This window comes from Mycobacterium sp. NPDC003323 (assembly GCF_053589535.1).
Genome location: NZ_JBSFSB010000017.1, coordinates 1 through 19,451, shown reverse-complemented (window position 1 = coordinate 19,451; position 19,451 = coordinate 1). Strand labels below are relative to the sequence as shown.

18 protein-coding genes and 2 riboswitches are annotated in these 19,451 nt (G+C 68.2%); of the genes, 9 read left to right on the top strand and 9 right to left on the bottom strand.

Annotation, left to right across the window (positions count from 1 at the left end; genetic code table 11):
- Window positions 1-130: 130 nt before the first annotated feature.
- A complete protein-coding gene (locus tag ACWDUN_RS25355) occupies window positions 131-1,288 on the top strand; it encodes a serine hydrolase (RefSeq protein WP_449933104.1) in 1,158 nt (385 codons plus the stop codon).
- 2 nt (window positions 1,289-1,290) lie between these two features.
- Here the strand turns inward: ACWDUN_RS25355 and ACWDUN_RS25350 are convergent, their stop codons facing one another.
- Complete coding sequence (locus ACWDUN_RS25350; RefSeq protein ID WP_449932995.1) at window positions 1,291-2,136, bottom strand: nitronate monooxygenase; 846 nt, start codon at window positions 2,134-2,136, stop codon at window positions 1,291-1,293.
- Between the two features lie 31 nt (window positions 2,137-2,167).
- Window positions 2,168-2,234: riboswitch (guanidine-III (ykkC-III) riboswitch) on the top strand.
- A gap of 11 nt (window positions 2,235-2,245) precedes the next feature.
- On the opposite strand from ACWDUN_RS25350, the gene ACWDUN_RS25345 reads away from it, so the two are divergent.
- Entirely contained in the window at window positions 2,246-2,563 is a 318-nt protein-coding gene (locus ACWDUN_RS25345; protein ID WP_449932993.1) for a DMT family transporter, read from the top strand.
- Between the two features lie 45 nt (window positions 2,564-2,608).
- On the opposite strand, the gene yhjD is transcribed toward ACWDUN_RS25345, so the two are convergent.
- Genes yhjD through ACWDUN_RS25330 form a run of 3 tightly spaced genes read right to left on the bottom strand, consistent with a single transcriptional unit; the run spans window position 2,609 to window position 5,090 of the window.
- Complete coding sequence (gene yhjD, locus ACWDUN_RS25340) at window positions 2,609-3,646, bottom strand: inner membrane protein YhjD (RefSeq protein WP_449932991.1); 1,038 nt, start codon at window positions 3,644-3,646, stop codon at window positions 2,609-2,611.
- 14 nt (window positions 3,647-3,660) lie between these two features.
- On the bottom strand, window positions 3,661-4,677 hold the full coding sequence (gene trpS / locus ACWDUN_RS25335; protein WP_449932989.1) for a tryptophan--tRNA ligase: 1,017 nt from the start codon (window positions 4,675-4,677) through the stop codon (window positions 3,661-3,663).
- A gap of 17 nt (window positions 4,678-4,694) precedes the next feature.
- Window positions 4,695-5,090: a MarR family winged helix-turn-helix transcriptional regulator gene (locus ACWDUN_RS25330; RefSeq protein WP_449933102.1), complete on the bottom strand. Its 396-nt coding sequence runs from the start codon at window positions 5,088-5,090 to the stop codon at window positions 4,695-4,697.
- A 78-nt stretch (window positions 5,091-5,168) separates the two neighbouring features.
- On the opposite strand from ACWDUN_RS25330, the gene ACWDUN_RS25325 reads away from it, so the two are divergent.
- Complete coding sequence (locus tag ACWDUN_RS25325; protein ID WP_449932987.1) at window positions 5,169-5,792, top strand: TIGR03086 family metal-binding protein; 624 nt, start codon at window positions 5,169-5,171, stop codon at window positions 5,790-5,792.
- On the opposite strand, the gene ACWDUN_RS25320 is transcribed toward ACWDUN_RS25325, so the two are convergent.
- Window positions 5,762-6,562 carry an exodeoxyribonuclease III gene (locus ACWDUN_RS25320; RefSeq protein ID WP_449932986.1) on the bottom strand — a complete coding sequence of 267 codons (801 nt, stop codon included), beginning with the start codon at window positions 6,560-6,562 and terminating at the stop codon, window positions 5,762-5,764. The genes ACWDUN_RS25325 and ACWDUN_RS25320 overlap by 31 nt on opposite strands.
- A 75-nt stretch (window positions 6,563-6,637) precedes the next feature.
- On the opposite strand from ACWDUN_RS25320, the gene ACWDUN_RS25315 reads away from it, so the two are divergent.
- On the top strand, window positions 6,638-7,477 hold the full coding sequence (locus ACWDUN_RS25315; RefSeq protein ID WP_449932984.1) for an alpha/beta fold hydrolase: 840 nt from the start codon (window positions 6,638-6,640) through the stop codon (window positions 7,475-7,477).
- Window positions 7,478-7,559: 82 nt separating this feature from the next.
- On the opposite strand, the gene ACWDUN_RS25310 is transcribed toward ACWDUN_RS25315, so the two are convergent.
- A complete protein-coding gene (locus ACWDUN_RS25310; RefSeq protein WP_449932982.1) occupies window positions 7,560-9,794 on the bottom strand; it encodes an NADP-dependent isocitrate dehydrogenase in 2,235 nt (744 codons plus the stop codon).
- A 256-nt stretch (window positions 9,795-10,050) separates the two neighbouring features.
- Window positions 10,051-10,169: riboswitch (SAM riboswitch) on the top strand.
- Window positions 10,170-10,212: 43 nt separating this feature from the next.
- Here ACWDUN_RS25310 and ACWDUN_RS25305 point away from each other — a divergent pair.
- From ACWDUN_RS25305 to ACWDUN_RS25295, 3 genes are read left to right on the top strand one after another with little or no spacing between them, the layout of a single operon-like run.
- Window positions 10,213-11,538: a bifunctional o-acetylhomoserine/o-acetylserine sulfhydrylase gene (locus ACWDUN_RS25305; RefSeq protein WP_449932981.1), complete on the top strand. Its 1,326-nt coding sequence runs from the start codon at window positions 10,213-10,215 to the stop codon at window positions 11,536-11,538.
- Between the two features lie 6 nt (window positions 11,539-11,544).
- Entirely contained in the window at window positions 11,545-12,675 is a 1,131-nt protein-coding gene (gene metX, locus ACWDUN_RS25300) for a homoserine O-acetyltransferase MetX (protein ID WP_449932979.1), read from the top strand.
- Window positions 12,672-13,400, top strand: coding sequence for a methyltransferase domain-containing protein (locus ACWDUN_RS25295; protein WP_449932977.1), 729 nt, complete (start codon window positions 12,672-12,674; stop codon window positions 13,398-13,400). Before metX ends, ACWDUN_RS25295 begins: the two co-directional genes overlap by 4 nt.
- 69 nt (window positions 13,401-13,469) lie before the next feature.
- Here the strand turns inward: ACWDUN_RS25295 and ACWDUN_RS25290 are convergent, their stop codons facing one another.
- Together ACWDUN_RS25290 and ACWDUN_RS25285 are read right to left on the bottom strand one after the other, a co-directional pair.
- Complete coding sequence (locus tag ACWDUN_RS25290; RefSeq protein ID WP_449932975.1) at window positions 13,470-13,763, bottom strand: DUF3017 domain-containing protein; 294 nt, start codon at window positions 13,761-13,763, stop codon at window positions 13,470-13,472.
- A gap of 2 nt (window positions 13,764-13,765) precedes the next feature.
- Window positions 13,766-14,611, bottom strand: coding sequence for a bifunctional methylenetetrahydrofolate dehydrogenase/methenyltetrahydrofolate cyclohydrolase (locus ACWDUN_RS25285; RefSeq protein ID WP_449932973.1), 846 nt, complete (start codon window positions 14,609-14,611; stop codon window positions 13,766-13,768).
- Between the two features lie 28 nt (window positions 14,612-14,639).
- Between ACWDUN_RS25285 and ACWDUN_RS25280 the strand changes: the two genes are divergently transcribed.
- Window positions 14,640-15,854, top strand: a complete 1,215-nt coding sequence (locus ACWDUN_RS25280) for an NADH:flavin oxidoreductase (protein WP_449932972.1) — start codon at window positions 14,640-14,642, stop codon at window positions 15,852-15,854.
- Between the two features lie 77 nt (window positions 15,855-15,931).
- Window positions 15,932-18,580: an FHA domain-containing protein gene (locus ACWDUN_RS25275; protein WP_449932970.1), complete on the top strand. Its 2,649-nt coding sequence runs from the start codon at window positions 15,932-15,934 to the stop codon at window positions 18,578-18,580.
- Between the two features lie 19 nt (window positions 18,581-18,599).
- Here the strand turns inward: ACWDUN_RS25275 and ACWDUN_RS25270 are convergent.
- Window positions 18,600-19,451 (bottom strand): DUF222 domain-containing protein (locus ACWDUN_RS25270; protein WP_449932969.1); only part of this gene is annotated, 852 nt, incomplete at its 5' end.

Genomic DNA, 19,451 nt, shown 5'->3' with positions numbered 1-19,451 from the left:
ATCAATCACATAAGTCACATCAGCCACAGCGTGGCGAGCCGGAAATCGGGCTGCGGTCTCCTAATCTGCACTCATCATGGCTTCCTTCGCGACGTTGCGCCGAGTGGCTTGTGTGGTCACCACGGCACTGATGCTGACCGGTCCGGCGCTGGTCGGTACGCCCGCCGCGGGCGCTGATCCGGCGCCGGACCCGTGCCCGTACCGGGAGACGACACCGCCGGCCGTCGACGCCTCTGAGGTCCCCAAGCCCGGCGACCCGACCCCGGGGCCGCTGCCGGTGCCCGCCACTCCACTGGGCGGCGACGCACTCGGCGGCTGCGGGATCGTCACCGCGGCAGGCACCGCACCGGTGCCCGGCGACGTGTCGGCCGAGGCGTGGCTGATCGCCGATCTGGACACCGGTGACGTCATCGCCGCCAAGGATCCGCACGGCCGGCACCGCCCGGCGAGCATCATCAAGGTGCTCACCGCGATGCAGTCCATCCAGGAACTGCCCATCAACCGGGTGGTGACCGGCACCGAGGGTGACGAGCACGCCGAGGGCAGCAGCGTCGGCGTCAAGATCGGCGAGCGCTACACCGTCAACGATCTGCTGCACGGGCTGATGATGGTGTCCGGCAACGATGCCGCCCATGCGCTGGCCATGCAGCTGGGCGGCATGGACGCCGCGCTGCAGAAGATCAACGCCCTGGCCCGCAAGCTCGGCGCCCGCGACACCCGCGCGGCCACCCCGTCCGGCCTGGACGGACCGGGCATGAGCACCTCGGCCTACGATATCGGCCTGTTCTACCGATACGCTTGGCAGAACGAGACATTCGCCAAGATCGTCGCCACCGAGAAGTACGCGTGGCCGACCTACGAGCTGGAGAACGACGTCCGGCTGCTGTACAACTACCCGGGCGCACTCGGCGGTAAGACGGGCTACACCGACGACGCCGGACAAACCTTCGTCGGCGCCGCCGAACGCGACGGTCGCCGTCTGGTCGCGGTCCTGCTCAAGGGCACCCGGGTCCCGATCGCGCCGTGGGAGCAGGCGGCCCGACTGCTGGACTACGGCTTCGCGACGCCGGCGGGCACCAAGGTCGGCACGCTCATCGAACCCGACCCCTCGCTCAGTCCAGAGAAGCCCGAAGCAGCCCCGGACCCGACAGCCGTCGCGGCCACCGCACTGCCCACGACCGTCGATGCCGTGCCGGTGCGCATCGGGGTCGGACTGGTCGGCGCGATCATCGTGTTCGCCCTCATCATGGTGGCCAGGTCACTGAACAGGCGTCCGCAGCGCGCCTGACATCAGCCAGATCCCCAGCGGCGCAACAGTTGCTCGGCTCCGGCGCACAGATCGGCCACCAGTTGACCCGCGTCGACGGACGCGCGCACCTGCCCGACACCCTGGCCCGCATTGACCGGGGACCCGCGCAGCACCCGCTCGGGAATGTGGGCCGGCCACCGGTATCCGGCGGCGACATCGTGCGCCGTGGTCAGTTCGGTGTCCTGTCCGGCCACCAACTGGGTACGTGCGGAATCCGGGGTCAGCGCCTGCGGGCAGGCCGCGAACACCGTGCCCAGCCAGGCCCCCGAGGCACCCGCGGCCAGCACCGCAGCCAACCCGCGCGCCGACGCGATGCCGCCGGCGGCCAGCACCGGAACATCTACGGCGTCAAGCACTCCCGTCAACAACGGCAGCGTCCCCAGCAGCGGTTCGCCGTGGCCACCGCCCTCGGCACCGCGGGCCACCAGCACGTCGACACCGGCGTCGACCGCACGCCGGGCAGCCTCGACCGAGGCGACCTGGGTGGTCACCGTGACGCCGGCCTCGTGGGCGCGGCGCACCCAGCTCCACTCGTCACCGAAGCTGATACTCAGCAGGGCCGGCCCGGCGGCCACGGCGACGTCGAACAGTTCCGGCCGGTCGCGCATCACCCAGTGCACCAGCCCGATCCCGAAAACGCCGTCGACGAAGCCCAGTTCGTGGCGCAGCGCGTCGGGGGTGGCCGAACTGCCCATCCCGATCATGCCCAGGCCGCCGGCCGCGGTGACCGCGGCGGCCAGTCGCCCGCCCGCGGCACCGCCCATCGGGGCGTTCACGATCGGGACGCGCAGGCCCATCGACTCCGACCAGCTGGTGACCAAGGACACCGGCCCGACGCTACCCCCATTTGCTACCGTCGAATTGTCACCATGTGACACCGGACGAGACGGCACCGTACCCGGCCAGCGACAAGACGGCAGCCAACGGAGGTGTGCCATGGCATGGTTGATCTTGGTGGTGTCGGGCGTGCTGGAGGCCGTCTGGGCCACCGCGCTGGGTAAATCGGAGGGTTTCAGCCGGCTCGTTCCGTCGGTGGTCTTCGGTGTCGCACTGGTGCTTTCGATGGGCGGACTGGCGTACGCGATGCGCACCCTCCCGATCGGCACGAGTTACGCGATCTGGGTGGGCATCGGCGCCGCGCTGACCGTCGGCTACGCCATGCTGACCGGTTCCGAGGGCGCCTCGCTGATCAAGGTGGCGCTCATCGTCGGGATCATCGGCTGCGTCGTCGGTCTCAAACTCATCGGTCACTGACGCCGGAGGCGTCGATCGGTCACTGACGCCGGAGGCGTCGATCGGTCACTGACGATTGCGGCGCAACAACCGGGCCAGCCCCAGGCCGCCCAGCGCTCCTGCGGCGAAACCGGCTGCTGCGCCCGGCAATCCGACACCCTCGCGGACTTCCACCCGGGGCCGGATCAGCACCGGTCCCGGTGGGTCCACCGGGGCGGCGGCCAGGTTCTCCGGCGCGGTGGCCGCCCATGCGGTGGAGAACAGGATCAGTCGCGCGGTGATGTAGGCGAACACCATCAACCCGAGCACCGGGCCGAACGTCGCGCCCGCCGGACCGGTCAGCACCGATTGCAGGTAGATCGAGGCCACCTGCTTGAAGATCTCGAACCCGACCGCCGCGAGCAGTCCCGCGCGCAGCGAGCTGCGGAAGCTGACCGATTCGCGCGGCAGCCGGGCGATGATCCAGGTGAACAGCATCCAGGAGATGAGGATCGCGACGAACCAGGACGCCACCTGCAGCCCCACCCCGAGGCCGGGGACGTCGCGCAGCCCGAACCACCCCAGCACGGTGGTCATCGCCGACTGCTTGCTCAGCGCGGTCAGGCCGATCGTCAACATCAACGCGACGAACGCCGAGACCAGTGCGGCCAGGTCCGAGAGCTTGGTCGCCACGAAGCCGGCGGGTTCGTGGCGCTGTTCCCACATCTGGCTCAGCGCCTCGCGCAGGTTGTTCATCCAGCCCAGGCCGGCCCAGGCCGCGGTGGCCAGGCCGATGATGCCGACGGTGCCGCGCGACTCGATGGCCGAGTCCATCAGCTCGACGAGCTGGGCGCCGAGGTCCCCCGAGACCGCCGAACGGATCCTGTCCTCGACCTCGACCATCAAATCGGGCTGGTTGGCCAGGACGAAACCGCCGATGGAGAAGCCCACCATCAACAACGGGAACAGCGCAAAGATCGTGAAGTAGGTGATGCCCGCGGCGTAGAAGTCGCCCTTGCAGTCGTTGTAGCGCTCCTGGGCCACCATGACCCGGTCGAACCACCTATATCGATTGCGCAACCGGTCCACCACACCGGGTTTGTCGTCCGAGTCAGGCTCAGGCATGGCATCCCTTCAGATCAGATGGTCGGCGCCAGGAAACCCATCCGGTCATATACCCGCTGGACGGTGGCTGAAGCCACCCCGTTGGCGCGCTCGGCCCCCTTGGCCAGCACCGCCTGCAGTTCGGCGGGATCGTCGAGCAATTCGTCCACCCGCGTCTTGATCGGGGTGACGAACTCCACCACGGCGTCGGCGGTCTCGGTCTTCAGGTCGCCGTACCCGCGGCCGGCGTATCCGGCGACCAGGGTGTCGATATCGGCGCCGGTGACCGCGGACTGGATCGTGAGCAGGTTGGACACGCCCGGCTTGGCCTCGCGGTCGAAGCGGATCTCGCGCTCGCTGTCGGTGACGGCCGAGCGGATCTTCTTGGCCGTCTTCTTCGGGTCGTCGAGCAGGCTGATCAGACCGGCGTCGGTGGCCGCGGACTTGCTCATCTTGGCCGTCGGGTCCTGCAGGTCGAAGATCTTCGCCGTCGCCTTCGGGATGGTCGCCTCGGGCACGACGAAGGTGTCGGGGAACCGGGCGTTGATGCGCTCGGCGAGGTCGCGGGCCAGTTCCAGATGCTGGCGCTGATCCTCACCGACGGGCACCAGATCGGTGTCGTAGAGCAGGATGTCGGCGGCCATCAGCACCGGATAGGTGAACAGGCCGACGGTGGTCGCCTCGGCGCCCTGCTTCTGGGACTTGTCCTTGAACTGCGTCATCCGGGAGGCCTGGCCGAACCCGGCGAAGCAGCCGAGCACCCACGCCAGCTGGGTGTGCGCGGGCACGTGGCTCTGCACGAAGATCGTCGCCTGGGCCGGGTCCACACCGAGGGCCAGATACTGCGCGGCGGTGACCAGGGTGCGCCTGCGCAGCACCGCCGGATCCTGCGGGACGGTGATGGCGTGGAGGTCCACGACGCAGAAGTAGGCGTCGTAGTCGCGCTGCATGCTCACCCACTGGTTGACCGCACCGAGGGCGTTACCGAGATGCAGGGAATCCGATGTGGGCTGCGCGCCGGAGAACACGACGCTCTTGGTGGGGACGCTCATGATGCTTCGATTTTCGCCTACTCGGCTTCGGCGTGGCTCAGCAGGTCGAGCACGCGCAAAAACGAGCGCCGATCGGCGGCACTCAACCGGCCGAGCCAGCGTTCCTCTCCGCGCTGGATCTCGGCCTGGGCGGCGTCTTTGACCTCCCGGCCACGCACGGTGATCGACAGCAGCCGCACCCGCCGGTCCTCGGGATCGGCGTGCCGTTCGATGTGTCCGCGGTCCTGCAGCTCGTCGAGCGTGCGGATGATGCGGGTCTTGTCGGCGCCGATGGCCTCGGCCAGGGCGGCCTGGGTGCGCACCGGCCCCCCGTCCAGCGCACACAGCACGGCGTAGCCCCACATGGTCAGCCCGTGCGCGGTCAACACCGGTACTTCGGCGGCGGCCATGTCGCGAAGCAACGGGGCGAGCATGGCCGCCAGATCGGGACGTCGCGGCACCGGCTCATGCTAAGCGTTGCGCAATAATAAGCCCGCGCCTATCGTATGTACATGCTTATCAATATCGCTGACATCGCACCCCTGCACCACGCGGTTGTCCTGGATTCCATCGCCATCGTGGACGCCGTCGACGCGTCGGACCTCGCGCGGCCCACCCCATGCGCGGACTGGACGCTGGAACAACTGCTGGCACACATGACCGTCCAGCACCGCGGCTTCGCCGCCTCGGTCCGCGGCGCCGGCCGCGATCTGCGACTATGGGATCCCGCCACGGTCAGCGATCCGCGCGACGACTACGCCGCGGCCGCCCATGACGTGCTCGATGCGTTCGGCGCCGAGGGCGTCGCCGACACCATGTGTGCCCTGCCCGAATTCGGCCCGGACGCCGCGGTTCCCGGATCGGTCGCCATGGCGATGCACTTCGTGGACTACCTGGTGCATGGCTGGGATGTCGCGGCCGGCCTGGGCCGCAACTACCGGCCGTCGGACGAAAGCGTCACCGCGGCATTACCGATCGTGCTGGGCATCCCCGACGATGAGACCCGAACGGCACCCGAGGCACCCTTCGGCCCGGCCCACCACGGTTCCGCCGCAACCGATTTCGACCGGATCCTCGCACATCTGGGCCGGCGCCCGGACTGGGCTCAACAGAACTCGACGGTCACCGGTGCGTGATCGGACCACCGCAGCGCATACAACTCGGCACGCTCGACCCGCGCCGACACCGCACGGGCAGCCAGACCCGGACTGGCCAGGTGATAGTCGATGCGCCAGCCCGCGTCGTTGTCGAAAGCCTTGCCGCGCCATGACCACCAGCTGTACGGGCCGGCAACGTCGGGATGCAGTTGGCGCACCACGTCCACCCAGCCGGTCGCCATCAGATCACTGAGCCACTGCCGTTCGGCGGGCAGGAAACCGGATTTCTTGACGTTGTTCTTCCAAGCCTTGATGTCATTCTCGGTGTGCGCGATGTTCCAGTCGCCGCACAGCACGGTGTCGCGGCCCTGCGCCAAGAGCACCGCCATGCGCGCCTGGACGGCGGCCATGAAGCGTTCCTTCTCCAGCTGGCGGTCGGTCTCGGCCTCGCCGGTGGGCAGGTAGACGCTCGCAACCGTGGCGCCCGCGGTGTCGACCTCGATGTAGCGGCCGTGCGCGGCGAACTCGTCGGCGCCCGAACCGATGCGCACCGCGTCGAACGGTGTGCGGGACAACACGGCGACGCCGTTGCGGCCCTTCACATGCGGCTCGGCCGAGGCGAGGTGCCAGCCGTCGGCCAGCGCCGGCGCCAGTGCGTCGGCCAGCTGTTCGTCGTCGGCACGGGTCTCCTGCAGGCAGATGACGTCCGCAGTGCTCTCCTTGAGCCACGGCAGCATCCCGAGGTTCTCCGTCGAGCGCTGCTTGACCGCGGCCCGGATGCCGTTGGCGTTGACGGTGGTGACGATCACGGTCGACGACCCTAGTCCAGCACCCCGACAAGGACCCCTTGCGGTACCGGCGGTACCGCCATACTGTCGGGCGCTATGACCCAACGCGCGCCCATCCATCGCGGATCGGGTGAACCGATACTCATGTTGCACCCGTTCCTGTGCTCCCAGAACGTCTGGCGCACGGTGGCCGATCAACTGGCCGACACCGGCCGCTTCGAGGTGCTTGCGCCCACCATGGTGGGACACAACGGCGGCGCCCGGTCGGGCACCTGGTTCTTGGACACCGCCGCGCTGGTCGACGACGTGGAACGTCGGATGGACCAGATCGGCTGGGAGACAGCCCATGTCGTCGGCAACTCACTGGGCGGCTGGGTAGCGTTCGAACTGGAACGGCGCGGGCGGGCCCGCACCCTGACCGCCATCGCCCCGGCCGGCGGCTGGAGCCAGCATTCCCCCACCAAGTACGAGACCGTGCTCAAGTTCCTGGCCGGCGGCCCGGCTCTGATCGCCGCCCGGCTGATCGGCCCGCGCATCCTGGACCTGCCGTTCGGCACGCGGATCGCCACGCTGCCGGTCAGCGGCCCGGCCGACGGCCCGAGCCGCGCCGACCTGGTCGCCCTCGTCGACGACGCGACACACTGCACGGCCTATATCCAGCTGCTGGTGAAGACGCTGCGGCTGCCCGGCCTGCTGGAGCTGGCCAGCGTCGGTGTGCCCACGCACCTGGTGCTGTGCGAGAAGGACCGGGTGTTCCCGAGCCCGCGCGGCACGAAGTACTTCATCGAGAATTTGCCGACCGACGCGAAGGTGACCCGACTGCCCGGACTCGGTCATATCCCGATGCTGGAGGCGCCCGGGCAGATCACCGAGCTGATCGCCGAGTTCGTCGACCAGCACACCGAGCCGAAGCGCGAGTCACCCCCGGCGGGATAGCGGCCAAGCAGCCGACCCCTACACGAGTTCAGCCTCGACGGGTTGACCCCATCGAGGCTGAACTGACGTAGATCGCGACGAACTAGCTCCGCGCGCACTCCAGCGCGGAGTTGAACGTCTTGGACGGCCGCATCACCGCCGCGGTCTTCTCCGGGTCCGGGTAGTAGTAGCCGCCGATGTCGGCGTGCCCACCCTGCACCTCGTTGAGCTCACCGACGATGGTGTCCTCGTTCTCGGCCAGGGTCTTGGCCAGCGGCGCGAAGTGCTCGGCCAGTTCCTTGTCCTGCGACTGGTCGGCCAGCGCCTGCGCCCAGTACAGCGACAGGTAGAACTGGCTGCCGCGGTTGTCCAGCTCGCCGGCCTTGCGTGACGGGGACTTGTTCTCGTCCAGCAGCCGGCCGACCGCGGTGTCCAACGTCTCGGCCAGCACCTTGGCCTTGGGGTTGTCGGTCTTGTTGCCCAGGTCCTCCAGGCTGGCACCGATGGCCAGGAACTCACCGAGCGAATCCCAGCGCAGGTGGTTCTCCTCGACCAGCTGGCTGACGTGCTTGGGCGCCGAGCCGCCGGCACCGGTCTCGTACAGCCCGCCACCGGCCATCAGCGGCACGATCGAGAGCATCTTGGCGCTGGTACCCAGCTCCAGGATCGGGAACAGGTCGGTCAGGTAGTCGCGCAGGATGTTGCCGGTCGCGGCGATGGTGTCCTGGCCGCGGATGACGCGCTCCAGGGTGTACCGCATGGCCCACACCTGCGGCAGGATCGTGATGTCCAGGCCCTCGGTGTCCTCTTCCTTGAGGTACTCCTTGACCTTCTTGCGCAGCTCGTTCTCGTGCGGGCGTTCGTCGTCGAGCCAGAACACCGTCGTCATCCCGGACAGCCGGGCCCGGTTGACGGCCAGCTTCACCCAGTCGCGGATGGCGGCGTCCTTGACGATCGGCATGCGCCAGATGTCGCCCTCCTCGACGTCCTGCTCCAGCAGCACCTCACCGGTGTCGATGTCGACGATCTGGGCGGTGCCGGGCTCGGCGATCTCGAAGGTCTTGTCGTGGCTGCCGTATTCCTCGGCCTTCTGCGCCATCAGACCGACGTTCGGAACGGTACCCATGGTGGTGGGATCGAACTGGCCGTGGGTCTTACAGAAGTTGATCATCTCCTGGTAGATCCGGGAGAAGGTCGACTCCGGGTTGACGGCCTTGGTGTCCTTGGTGCGGCCGTCGGCGCCGTACATCTTGCCGCCGAGGCGGATCATCGCCGGCATCGAGGCGTCGACGATGACATCGCTGGGCGAGTGGAAGTTCGAGATGCCCTTGGCCGAGTCGACCATGGCGAGTTCGGGCCGGTGCTCGTGACAGGCGTGCAGATCGTTGATGATCTCCTCGCGCTGGCTGGCCGGCAGCGTCTCGATCTTGTCGTACAGGTCGGACAAGCCGTTGTTGACGTTGACGCCGAGTTCCTCGAAGAGCTTGCCGTGCTTGGCGAAGGCGTCCTTGTAGAAGACCTTCACCGCGTGCCCGAACACGATGGGGTGGCTGACCTTCATCATGGTGGCCTTGACGTGCAGCGAGAACATCACGCCGGTCTTGTAGGCGTCCTCGATCTGCTCCTCGTAGAACTCGACGAGCGCCTTGCGGCTCATGTACATGCTGTCGATGACGTCGCCGGCGGTCAACTTGACCTCGGGCTTGAGCACCGTCTCGCCCGAGCCTGTCTGCAGGACCATCTTGACCTTGCAGTCCTTGTCGACGGTCATCGACTTCTCACCGTGGTAGAAGTCGCCGGTCTTCATGGTGGCCACGTGGGTGCGCGAGGCCTGCGACCACTGACCCATGCTGTGCGGATTCTTCCTGGCGTATTCCTTGACCGCCTTGGGCGCGCGGCGATCCGAGTTGCCCTCGCGCAGCACGGGGTTCACCGCGCTGCCCAGCACCTTGCCGTAGCGCTGGCGGATCTCTTTTTCCTCGTCGGTCTTGGGGTCGCCGGGGAAGTCGGGAAGGTCGTAGCCCTTGTTCTTGAGCTCCTTGATCGCGGCCAGCAGCTGCGGTACCGACGCGCTGATGTTGGGCAGCTTGATGATGTTGGCGCTGGGATCCTGGGTCAGCTCACCGAGGTCGGCGAGGTTGTCGGGCACCTTCTGCTCGTCGGTCAGGCGGTCGCTGAACTCGGCCAGGATGCGCGCGGCCACGGAGATGTCACTGGTCTTGACGTCGATGCCGGCGGCATCGGCGAAGGTACGGATCACCGGCAGGAAGGCGTATGTCGCCAACAGCGGCGCCTCGTCGGTCAACGTGTAGATGATGGTCGGCTGCTCGGCGCTCATGTGTACTCCCGGCGTCACTGTCGGACAGATGCAGCGAAAATCGGCTCTGCCGTATGTGATTCGACAGCGACGATTCCGCTCGGCGGACGGCCCGCGACCGCATGGGTGACGACCGGGGGCTGCCCTCACGGGCAACACTACAAGGGCCGACGAACCCGTGACGGGTCAGCTTTCGCTACTGGTCAGTAGGTTTGTCCTGACAGGACGACGGCAACCAGGTGGCACCAGGTCAAGGTGGTGAGTTAGTCTTTGTTTCGGTCATGAGCGCCAGCATCAAGCCCCGGCTTGCTGGCCGGCAACCCTCCAACCGCGGTGGGGTGCTCCGGGTGAAGACCAGGTTGAGTAGCCGTGACGGCTACGCGGCAAGCGCGGGTCCGCTCAAACCGGGCCCCCAGACACAGATGGAGGTTCGTTCTTCATGAGCACGCCAGATCAGGACTGGTCGTTCGAGACCAAACAGATCCACGCCGGTCAGACGCCCGATATCGCGACCAATGCGCGGGCCCTGCCGATCTACCAGACGACGTCGTACACGTTCCGCGACACCGAGCACGCGGCCGCGCTGTTCGGCCTGGCCGAGCCGGGCAACATCTACACCCGCATCATGAATCCGACGACCGACGTCGTCGAGCAGCGCATCGCCGCCCTCGAGGGCGGTGTCGCGGCCCTGTTCCTGTCCTCGGGCCAGGCCGCCGAGACGTTCGCGATCCTCAACCTGGCCGGCGCCGGCGACCACATCGTCTCCAGCCCGCGGCTCTACGGCGGCACCTACAACCTGCTGCACTACACGCTGCCCAAGCTCGGCATCGAGACTACGTTCGTGGACAACCCGGACGATCCCGAGAGCTGGCGCGCGGCGGTCCGGCCGAACACCAAGGCGTTCTTCGCCGAGTCGATCTCCAATCCCCAGATCGACGTGCTCGACATCCCGACCGTCGCCGCGGTGGCCCATGACAACGGCGTCCCGCTGATCGTGGACAACACCATCGCCACGCCGTACCTGATCCAGCCGATCGCGCACGGCGCGGACATCGTCGTGCACTCGGCCACCAAGTATCTGGGCGGGCACGGCTCGGCTATCGCCGGCGTGATCGTCGACAGCGGCCGCTTCGACTGGACCCAGGGCCGCCACCCCGCGTTCACCACCCCGGACCCCAGCTATCACGGTGTGGTGTTCGCCGAACTCGGCCCGCCGGCCTACGCGCTGAAGGCGCGTGTGCAGCTGCTGCGTGATCTGGGCTCGGCGGCCGCGCCGTTCAACGCGTTCCTGATCGCCCAGGGTCTGGAGACCCTGAGCCTGCGCATCGAGCGCCACGTGGCCAACGCACAGCGGGTGGCCGAGTACCTGGAAGGCCGCGACGAGGTCATCTCGGTCAACTACGCGGGCCTGCCGAGCTCGCCCTGGTATGAGATCGGGCGCAAGCTCGCACCCAAGGGCACCGGCGCGGTGCTGGCCTTCGAGCTGGCCGGTGGTATCGAGGCGGGCAAGGCCTTCGTCAACGCGCTCACCCTGCACAGTCACGTCGCCAACATCGGAGACGTGCGCTCGCTGGTGATCCACCCGGCCTCGACCACGCATCAGCAGCTCACCGCTGAGGAACAGCTGACTACCGGTGTCACACCGGGGCTGGTCAGGCTCGCCGTCGGCATCGAGGGCATCGACGACATCCTCGCCGATCTGGATCGGGGTTTCGCCGCTGCGCGTGCCTTTGCGGGTACCGGTCAGAGCGTCGCGTCGGTGTGAGGCGACATGACCATCTTCGACATCGTGCGCGACGTGCCCTCGACGCTGCCCGCTGACGGTGAGCTCGGAGTCGTCGACATCGGCTCCCTGACCCTGGAGAGCGGCGTCGTCCTCGACAACGTGTCCATCGCCTTTCAGCGCTGGGGCGAGCTGTCCGCAGCCCGCGACAACGTCGTCATGGTGCTGCACGCACTGACCGGCGACTCGCACATCACCGGACCCGCCGGACCCGACCACCCGACCCCGGGTTGGTGGGACGGGGTGGCCGGACCCGGCGCGGCCATCGACACCGACCGGTGGTGCGCCATCGCGACCAACGCCCTCGGCGGCTGCCGTGGCTCGACCGGTCCCAGCTCGCCGGCTCCCGACGGAAAGCCCTGGGGCTCACGGTTTCCGGCAATCACCATCCGCGACCAGGTGAACGCCGACCTGGCCGCCCTGGCCGCGCTGGGCATCACCGGTGTGGCCGCGGTGATCGGCGGGTCGATGGGCGGCGCCCGCGCGCTGGAGTGGCTGGTCGGTCACCCCGACACCGTGCGCGCCGGGCTGGTCCTGGCGGTCGGGGCCCGTGCCACCGCCGATCAGATCGGCACCCAGAGCACCCAGGTCGCCGCGATCAAGGCCGACCCGGACTGGCAGGACGGCGACTACTACGGCACCGGACGCGGTCCGGCCGCCGGGCTGGAGATCGCCCGTCGGGTGGCGCACCTGACGTATCGCGGTGAGGCCGAACTGGATTCGCGGTTCGCCAACGAGGCCCAAGGCGACGAGGACCCGACCAACGGCGGCCGCTATGCGGTACAGAGTTATCTGGAGCATCAGGGCGGCAAGCTGGTCTCCCGGTTCGACGCGGGCACCTACGTGGCGCTGACCGACGCGCTGAGCAGCCATGACGTCGGCCGCGGCCGCGGCGGGGTGCAGGCTGCGTTGGCCGGCTGCCCGGTGCCCGTGGTGGTCGGCGGGATCACCTCCGACCGGCTCTACCCGCTGCGCCAACAGCAGGAACTGGCTGAGCTACTGCCGGGTTGCGACGGCCTGTCGGTCGTCGATTCGATCTACGGGCACGACGGTTTCCTGGTCGAGACCGACGCCGTCGCGCCGCTGATCCGCCGGACACTGCAGATCGCGGCCCGGTGAGCCGCCCTGATCCGAGGTCGTTGTCCTTCGGTGAGGAGGCCGCCGCCTACGAACGCGGGCGGCCCTCCTATCCGCCGGAGGCCATCGACTGGCTGCTGCCCGACGGCGCCAACAAGGTCCTCGACCTCGGCGCCGGCACCGGCAAGTTGACGGTTCGCCTGGTCGAACGCGGCCTCGATGTCGTTGCGGTGGACCCGATCCCGGAGATGCTCGACGTGCTGTCCTCCTCGCTGCCCGACACTCCCGCGCTGCTGGGAACCGCAGAAGAGATTCCGCTGCCCGACGACAGCGTCGACTGTGTGTTGGTCGCTCAAGCCTGGCACTGGTTCGACCCGCAGCGGGCGGCCGCGGAGATCGCTCGGGTGCTGCGCCCCGGCGGGCGACTCGGCCTGGTGTGGAACACCCGCGACGAACGCATGGGCTGGGTCAAGGATCTGGGCGCCATCATCGGGCATGAGCACGATCCGCTGAACCACGAGGTGACACTCGCCGATCCGTTCGGTCCGATCGAGCGGACCCAGGTCGAGTGGACCAGTTACCTGACACCGCAGGCACTGATCGATCTGGTGGCCTCGCGCAGCTACTGCATCACCTCACCGGCCGCGGTGCGCACCCGCACGCTGGACCAGGTCCGCGATCTGCTGGCGACGCATCCGGCGCTGGCCAACAGTTCGGGACTGGCGCTGCCGTACGTCACGGTGGGGATCCGCGCCGAGCTGGGCTGAATTGGATACCGAATCTGAAGTAGATGGCGGAAAAGCAGTCAAAATTCCTCATCTACTTCAGATTCGACGTTAGCTGGTCCCCAGCGGGTCGATCGTCCAGGCGATGTAGAGCATCGCCGCGCTGACGCTCGCCGTCGTCGCGAAATCGATTGCCCGCGAACGGACCACCAGCAGACCCGCACGGTCGTCGGGCAGCGCCAGCCGCAGCGCCGCGGCCACCCCGACGGCGATCCCCATCACCAGCGCACCGCGGCGCCAGTAGCCGGTGACCACCAGGCCGAAGGACGCCGCGAAGATCAACGCCACCAACAGGATCGGCCATTGGCCGGCGAAGACCTTGCGGGCGAACTCCTGCAGTGTCATCGCTACGCGCGTTCGGCGCGCTCGACGACGTTGGTCAACAGGAACGCCCGGGTCAGCGGGCCCACCCCACCCGGATTCGGCGACACATGACCGGCGACATCCCAGACGTCGGGGGCCACGTCACCGGTGAGCTTGCCCTCTACCCGGCTCACGCCCACATCGACGACCGCCGCACCGGGTTTGACCATGTCCGCGGTGACCATGAAGGGCACCCCGACCGCGGCCACGATGATGTCGGCCTGCCGGGTCAGCTCGGGCAGGTCACGAGTTCCGGTGTGACACAACGTCACCGTCGCGTTCTCCGAACGGCGGGTCAGCAGCAGCCCCAACGGCCGGCCGACGGTCACACCGCGGCCGATCACCACGACGTGGGCACCGGCGATCGGGACGTCGAAGCGGCGCAGCAGGTGCACGATGCCGCGCGGTGTGCAGGGCAGCGGCGCCTCTTTACCGAGTACCAGCCGGCCCAGGTTGGTCGGGTGCAGGCCGTCGGCGTCCTTGTCCGGATCGATGCGCTCCAGGGCCGCGTTCTCATCCAGATGCTTGGGCAGCGGGAGTTGGACGATGTAACCGGTGCACTCGGGGTTGGCGTTGAGTTCGTCGATGGTGTCGTCCAGGGTGGCCTGGCTGATATCGGCGGGCAGATCGCGACGGATCGAGTTGATGCCGACCTTCGCGCAGTCGGCGTGCTTACCGCGCACATAGGCCTGCGATCCCGGGTCGTCGCCGACCAGGATGGTGCCCAGCCCGGGGGTCCGTCCCGCCGCCGTCAGTTTCGCGACCCGGCCCTTGAGATCGTCGAGGATCTCATCGCGGGTTGCCTTACCGTCCAGAATCGTCGCTGCCACGACAGACATTGTGGCAGGCTCGCCCGGTATGAACACCCAGCCCGAAGTGTTCACCGACGTGTTTGGCGAGGCCAAGCTCGGGCCGGTGACGTTGCGCAACCGCATCATCAAGGCCGCCACCTTCGAAGCCGCCAGCCCGAATGCGCTGGTCACCGATGATCTGATCAAGTACCACCAGCTTCCGGCGGCCGGTGGAGTGGGCATGACCACCGTCGCCTACTGCGCCGTCGCCCCCGGTGGCCGCACCGACGGCTGGCAGATCTGGATGCGCCCGGAGGCGATTCCGGGCCTGCGCAGGCTCACCGACGCGGTGCACGGCGAGGGCGCGGCGATCAGCGCCCAGATCGGCCACGCCGGACCGGTGGCCAATGCCCGCACGAACAAAGCGCCCGCGCTGGCGCCGATCCGGTTCTTCAACCCGCTGTCGATGCGGTTCGCCCGCAAGGCGAGCAAGGACGACATCCGCGAGGTCATCACCGCCCACGCCGATGCCGCCCGGCTGGCCATCGATGCCGGCTTCGACGCCGTCGAGGTGCATCTCGGGCACAACTACCTGGCCAGTTCCTTCCTCTCCCCGCTGCTCAACCGGCGCACCGACGAGTTCGGGGGCTCACTGGAGAACCGGGCGAAGGTGGCTCGCGGCGTGGTGCGGGCGGTGCGCGATGCCGTCGACAACCACGGCGCCCGCCAGATCGCCGTCACCGCCAAACTCACCATGACCGACGGCGTGCGCGGCGGCATCCCGCTCGACGAGTCCCTGCAGACCGCCAAGTGGCTCGAGGAAGACGGCGGCCTGGACGCCATCGAGCTGACCGCGGGCAGTTCCCTGGTCAACCCGATGTACCTGTTCCACGGTGACGCGCCGCTCAAGGAATTCGCCGGCGCCTTCAAACCGCCGATCAGTTGGGGCATGCGGATGACCGGCACGAAGTTCCTGCGCGAGTATCCCTACCGTGAGGCCTATCTGCTGCGGCACGCCCGCGCGTTCCGGGCCGAACTGTCGATGCCGCTGATCCTGCTCGGCGGCATCACCAATCGCGAGACCATGGACAAGGCGATGGCCGAGGGCTTCGACTTCGTCGCGATGGGCCGCGCGCTGCTGGCCGAGCCGGACCTGGTCAATCGGATCAAGGCCGACGCGTCCGTCCGCTCGGCGTGCACGCACTGCAACAAGTGCATGCCGACCATCTACAGCCACACCCACTGCGTGGTGACCGGTGCGCCGGACACGCTGAGCGTCTGACGCTTCGGCACCAGAACGGCAACAAACGCCCTTGCGGCCGGGCACAGCGGGATGCCCAACCGATACAGTTGGTCCCGATGAGCCGCCCCGGAACGCCCGCGTTGACCGTTCGATACGAGGGATCGACCCGCACCTTCTCCGCAGGCAACGACGTCGTCGTCGGCCGCGACCTGCGTGCCGACGTGCGTATCGCCCACCCGCTGATCTCGCGCGCCCACCTGGTGCTGCGCTTCGATCAGGGCCGCTGGATCGCCATCGACAACGGCAGCCTCAACGGCATGTATGTCAACGGCCAGCGCGTTCCGACGCTGGATATCGCCGACGGCCAGCACATCAACATCGGCAATCCGGACGGACCCCAGCTGGCGTTCGAGGTCGGCCGCCATCAGGGCGCGGTGGGTAGCCCCCCGCCGACCGCCGCGGTGCCGATGTCGCGACCCAGCGGCACGTGGCAGACCCAACCGCCGACGCAGCCGCCTCCGCCGCAGGCTCCTCCCCCGCCGCCGCCCCCGAACTGGTCCACCGGCCCGTCGCCGTCGCAGCCGCGCTACCCGTCCGGTCCGCAGCCGCACCACCCCGGCGGCACCCAGCCGTACAACCCGTACCCGACGGGACAGCAGCCCTACTCGACGGGACAGCAGCCCCGGCCGGCGGCGCCCGTGTCGCGTTCACAGCCGACCTACATCCCGCCGTCGGATCCCGCACCGACAGCGATGGGACCCACGGCGGTGGCCCGCCCATCGGAGAACAACCTCGCGACGAGCATGCTGAAGATCCTGCGTCCGGGGAAGGCACCCGACGTGCCGCCCGGCGGGATCAAGATCGGTCGCGCCACCGACAACGACATCGTCATTCCCGATGTGCTGGCCTCGCGGCATCACGCCACGTTGGTGTCCGGCCCCGGCGGTACCGAGCTGCTGGACAACCGCAGCATCAACGGCACGTTCGTCAACGGCCAGCGGGTCGACGACGCGCTGCTGCGCGAGGGCGACGTCGTCACCATCGGCAACGTCGACCTGGTGTTCACCGGCGGCACGCTGGTGCGCGGCTCGGAGACCCAGGCCGCCACCCGCACCGGTGGTCTGGAGGTCCGTGGCCTGACGTGGACCATCGAGAACAACAAGACGCTGCTGAACAACATCTCGATCGACGCGCGGCCGGGCACGCTGACCGCGGTGATCGGCCCCTCCGGCGCCGGTAAGTCGACGTTCGCCAAGCAGGTCGCCGGCCTGACCCACCCGACATCGGGCACGGTGACCTTCGAGGGACACGACATCCACGCCGAATACGCCTCGCTGCGTTCCCGAATCGGCATGGTGCCCCAGGACGACGTGGTGCACGGCCAGCTGACGGTCAAGCAGGCACTGATGTACGCGGCCGAGCTGCGGCTGCCCCCGGATACCACCAAGGAGGACCGCGAGCGCGTCGTCCTGCAGGTCCTCGAAGAGCTCGAGATGACCAAGCACCTGGAGACCCGGGTGGACAAGCTCTCCGGTGGTCAGCGCAAACGCGCGTCGGTGGCCCTGGAGCTGCTGACGGGCCCGTCGCTGCTGATCCTGGACGAGCCGACCTCGGGCCTGGACCCGGCGCTGGACCGCCAGGTGATGACCATGCTGCGCCAGCTGGCCGACGCCGGCCGCGTGGTGCTGGTGGTGACGCACTCGCTGACCTACCTCGACGTGTGCGATCAGGTGTTGCTGCTGGCGCCCGGCGGTAAGACCGCGTTCTACGGCCCGCCGAGCCAGATCGGCCCGGAGCTGGGCACCACCAACTGGGCAGACATCTTCTCCGCTGTCGCCGGTGATCCCGACGAATCCCATCAGCGCTACCTGGCGCGCAGCGGTCCGCCACCGCAGGCGGAGGCCTCGGAAAAACCGGGCGATCTCGGCAAACCCGCGAAAACCAGTGTGCGCAGGCAGTTCTCCACCATCGCGCGACGGCAGATGCGATTGATCGTCTCCGACCGCGGCTACTTCGCCTTCCTGGCGGTGCTGCCGTTCATCATGGGTGTGCTGTCGCTGTCGGTGCCCGGCACCGTCGGCTTCGGCGTGCCCGATCCGATGGGCGACGCCCCCAACGAGCCCGGCCAGATCCTGGTGCTGCTCAATGTCGGTGCCATCTTCATGGGTACCGCGCTGACCGTGCGCGACCTGATCGGAGAGCGTGCGATCTTCCGCCGCGAACAGGCCGTCGGGTTGTCGACGACGGCGTACCTGATGGCCAAGGTGTGCATCTACGCGGTGTTCGCGATCATCCAGTCCTCGATCGTCACCGCGATCGCCATCGCCGGTAAGGGCGCGCCGACCCAGGGTGCGCTGACGTTCCTGAGCCCGACGCTGGAGCTGTTCGTGGTGATGGGTGCGACGACGGTGACCGCCGCGATGGTGGGTCTGGCGCTCTCGGCGTTGGCCAAGTCCAACGAGCAGATCATGCCGCTGCTGGTGGTGGCCGTGATGAGCCAGCTGGTGTTCTCCGGCGGCATGATCCCGGTGACCGACCGTCTGGTGCTGGATCAGCTGTCCTGGTTCACCCCGGCGCGCTGGGGCTTCGCGGCCTCGGCCTCGACGGTGGACTTGATCCACCTGGTGCCCGGGCCACTGACGCCCAAGGATTCGCACTGGGAGCACACCGGGTCGGCCTGGTGGTTCGACATGGGCATGCTGGCGCTGCTGAGCATCGGCTACCTGAGCTTCGTGCGCTGGAAGATCCGGCTCAAGGCGGGCTGAGTTCTTCCGGCCCAGCTGCTCAGCCACTTTCATCCTCTTCCGGGCGCTCCGGTTTCAGGAGTTCTTCGGGGTGGAAGTGGTGGTTGATGGTGTCTTGGCCGGTGTCCATCAACGGTGGTGGGTGCCAGTGCACGCGTCCGGTGGTGGGGTCGATGCGGGTGGTCCAGCCCAGTTCGGCGAGTTGGTTGTCCGGCCCGCAGCCCAGTCCGAGGGTGTCGGCGTCGGTGAGCCCGCCGTTAGCCCAGCTGGGGTCGGCGTGATGGGCCTGGCAGTGGTTGGCACATTTCGTGCAACCGGGCCGGGTGCAGCCGCGGTCACGGTTGTACAGCAGCAGGCGTTGGGCCTTGGTGGCCAGGCGTTTGGTGCGGCCCATGTAGAGCGGTTCGGCGGTGTGTTGTCGATACACCACCAAATAGTGGTGGGCATGCTCGGCCAACCGGATCAGGTCCGGCATGGGCATCAGGGTGCCGGTCCCGGTGACCGCGATCCCGGCCCCGGATTCCAACTCACTCAAGGTGGTGGAGACCACGACGGTGACGGGGAGCCCGTTGTGTTGGCCCAGGCGCCCGGAGGCGAGGATCTCGCGTAGCACGGCTTTGAGGGCGTCGTGTTGGCGTTGGGCTTGGGTGCGGGTGTCGCGGTAGGCGGGGCCGGTCAGCGGGGGCAGCGATGGTGGCGGGGTGGCTGCGGCTGCGGCGGCGGCCTCGACCGCGTCGATGCGCTCGGCGAGCTCGTCGAAGGTGGTGGGCAGCGGTAGCTGTTCCCACACCGACGCTGGATCATCACACGGTGCGGGCGGTGAGGACGGTGGGTTGTGCGGCTCGGGTTGCGCCTCGGCATCGTTCTGCGGCGCCTGCGCTTCAGCGGCAGC

What these genes read in the sequence shown, in the direction of transcription:
- ACWDUN_RS25355 (WP_449933104.1), top strand. Translation starts at nt 131, where the DNA reads ATGCTGACCGGTCCGGCGCTGGTCGGTACGCCCGCCGCGGGCGCTGAT.
- ACWDUN_RS25345 (WP_449932993.1), top strand. Translation starts at nt 2,246, where the DNA reads ATGGCATGGTTGATCTTGGTGGTGTCGGGCGTGCTGGAGGCCGTCTGG.
- yhjD (WP_449932991.1), bottom strand. Translation starts at nt 3,646, where the DNA reads ATGCCTGAGCCTGACTCGGACGACAAACCCGGTGTGGTGGACCGGTTG.
- trpS (WP_449932989.1), bottom strand. Translation starts at nt 4,677, where the DNA reads ATGAGCGTCCCCACCAAGAGCGTCGTGTTCTCCGGCGCGCAGCCCACA.
- ACWDUN_RS25330 (WP_449933102.1), bottom strand. Translation starts at nt 5,090, where the DNA reads ATGCTCGCCCCGTTGCTTCGCGACATGGCCGCCGCCGAAGTACCGGTG.
- ACWDUN_RS25325 (WP_449932987.1), top strand. Translation starts at nt 5,169, where the DNA reads ATGCTTATCAATATCGCTGACATCGCACCCCTGCACCACGCGGTTGTC.
- ACWDUN_RS25315 (WP_449932984.1), top strand. Translation starts at nt 6,638, where the DNA reads ATGACCCAACGCGCGCCCATCCATCGCGGATCGGGTGAACCGATACTC.
- ACWDUN_RS25310 (WP_449932982.1), bottom strand. Translation starts at nt 9,794, where the DNA reads ATGAGCGCCGAGCAGCCGACCATCATCTACACGTTGACCGACGAGGCG.
- ACWDUN_RS25305 (WP_449932981.1), top strand. Translation starts at nt 10,213, where the DNA reads ATGAGCACGCCAGATCAGGACTGGTCGTTCGAGACCAAACAGATCCAC.
- metX (WP_449932979.1), top strand. Translation starts at nt 11,545, where the DNA reads ATGACCATCTTCGACATCGTGCGCGACGTGCCCTCGACGCTGCCCGCT.
- ACWDUN_RS25290 (WP_449932975.1), bottom strand. Translation starts at nt 13,763, where the DNA reads ATGACACTGCAGGAGTTCGCCCGCAAGGTCTTCGCCGGCCAATGGCCG.
- ACWDUN_RS25280 (WP_449932972.1), top strand. Translation starts at nt 14,640, where the DNA reads ATGAACACCCAGCCCGAAGTGTTCACCGACGTGTTTGGCGAGGCCAAG.
- ACWDUN_RS25275 (WP_449932970.1), top strand. Translation starts at nt 15,932, where the DNA reads ATGAGCCGCCCCGGAACGCCCGCGTTGACCGTTCGATACGAGGGATCG.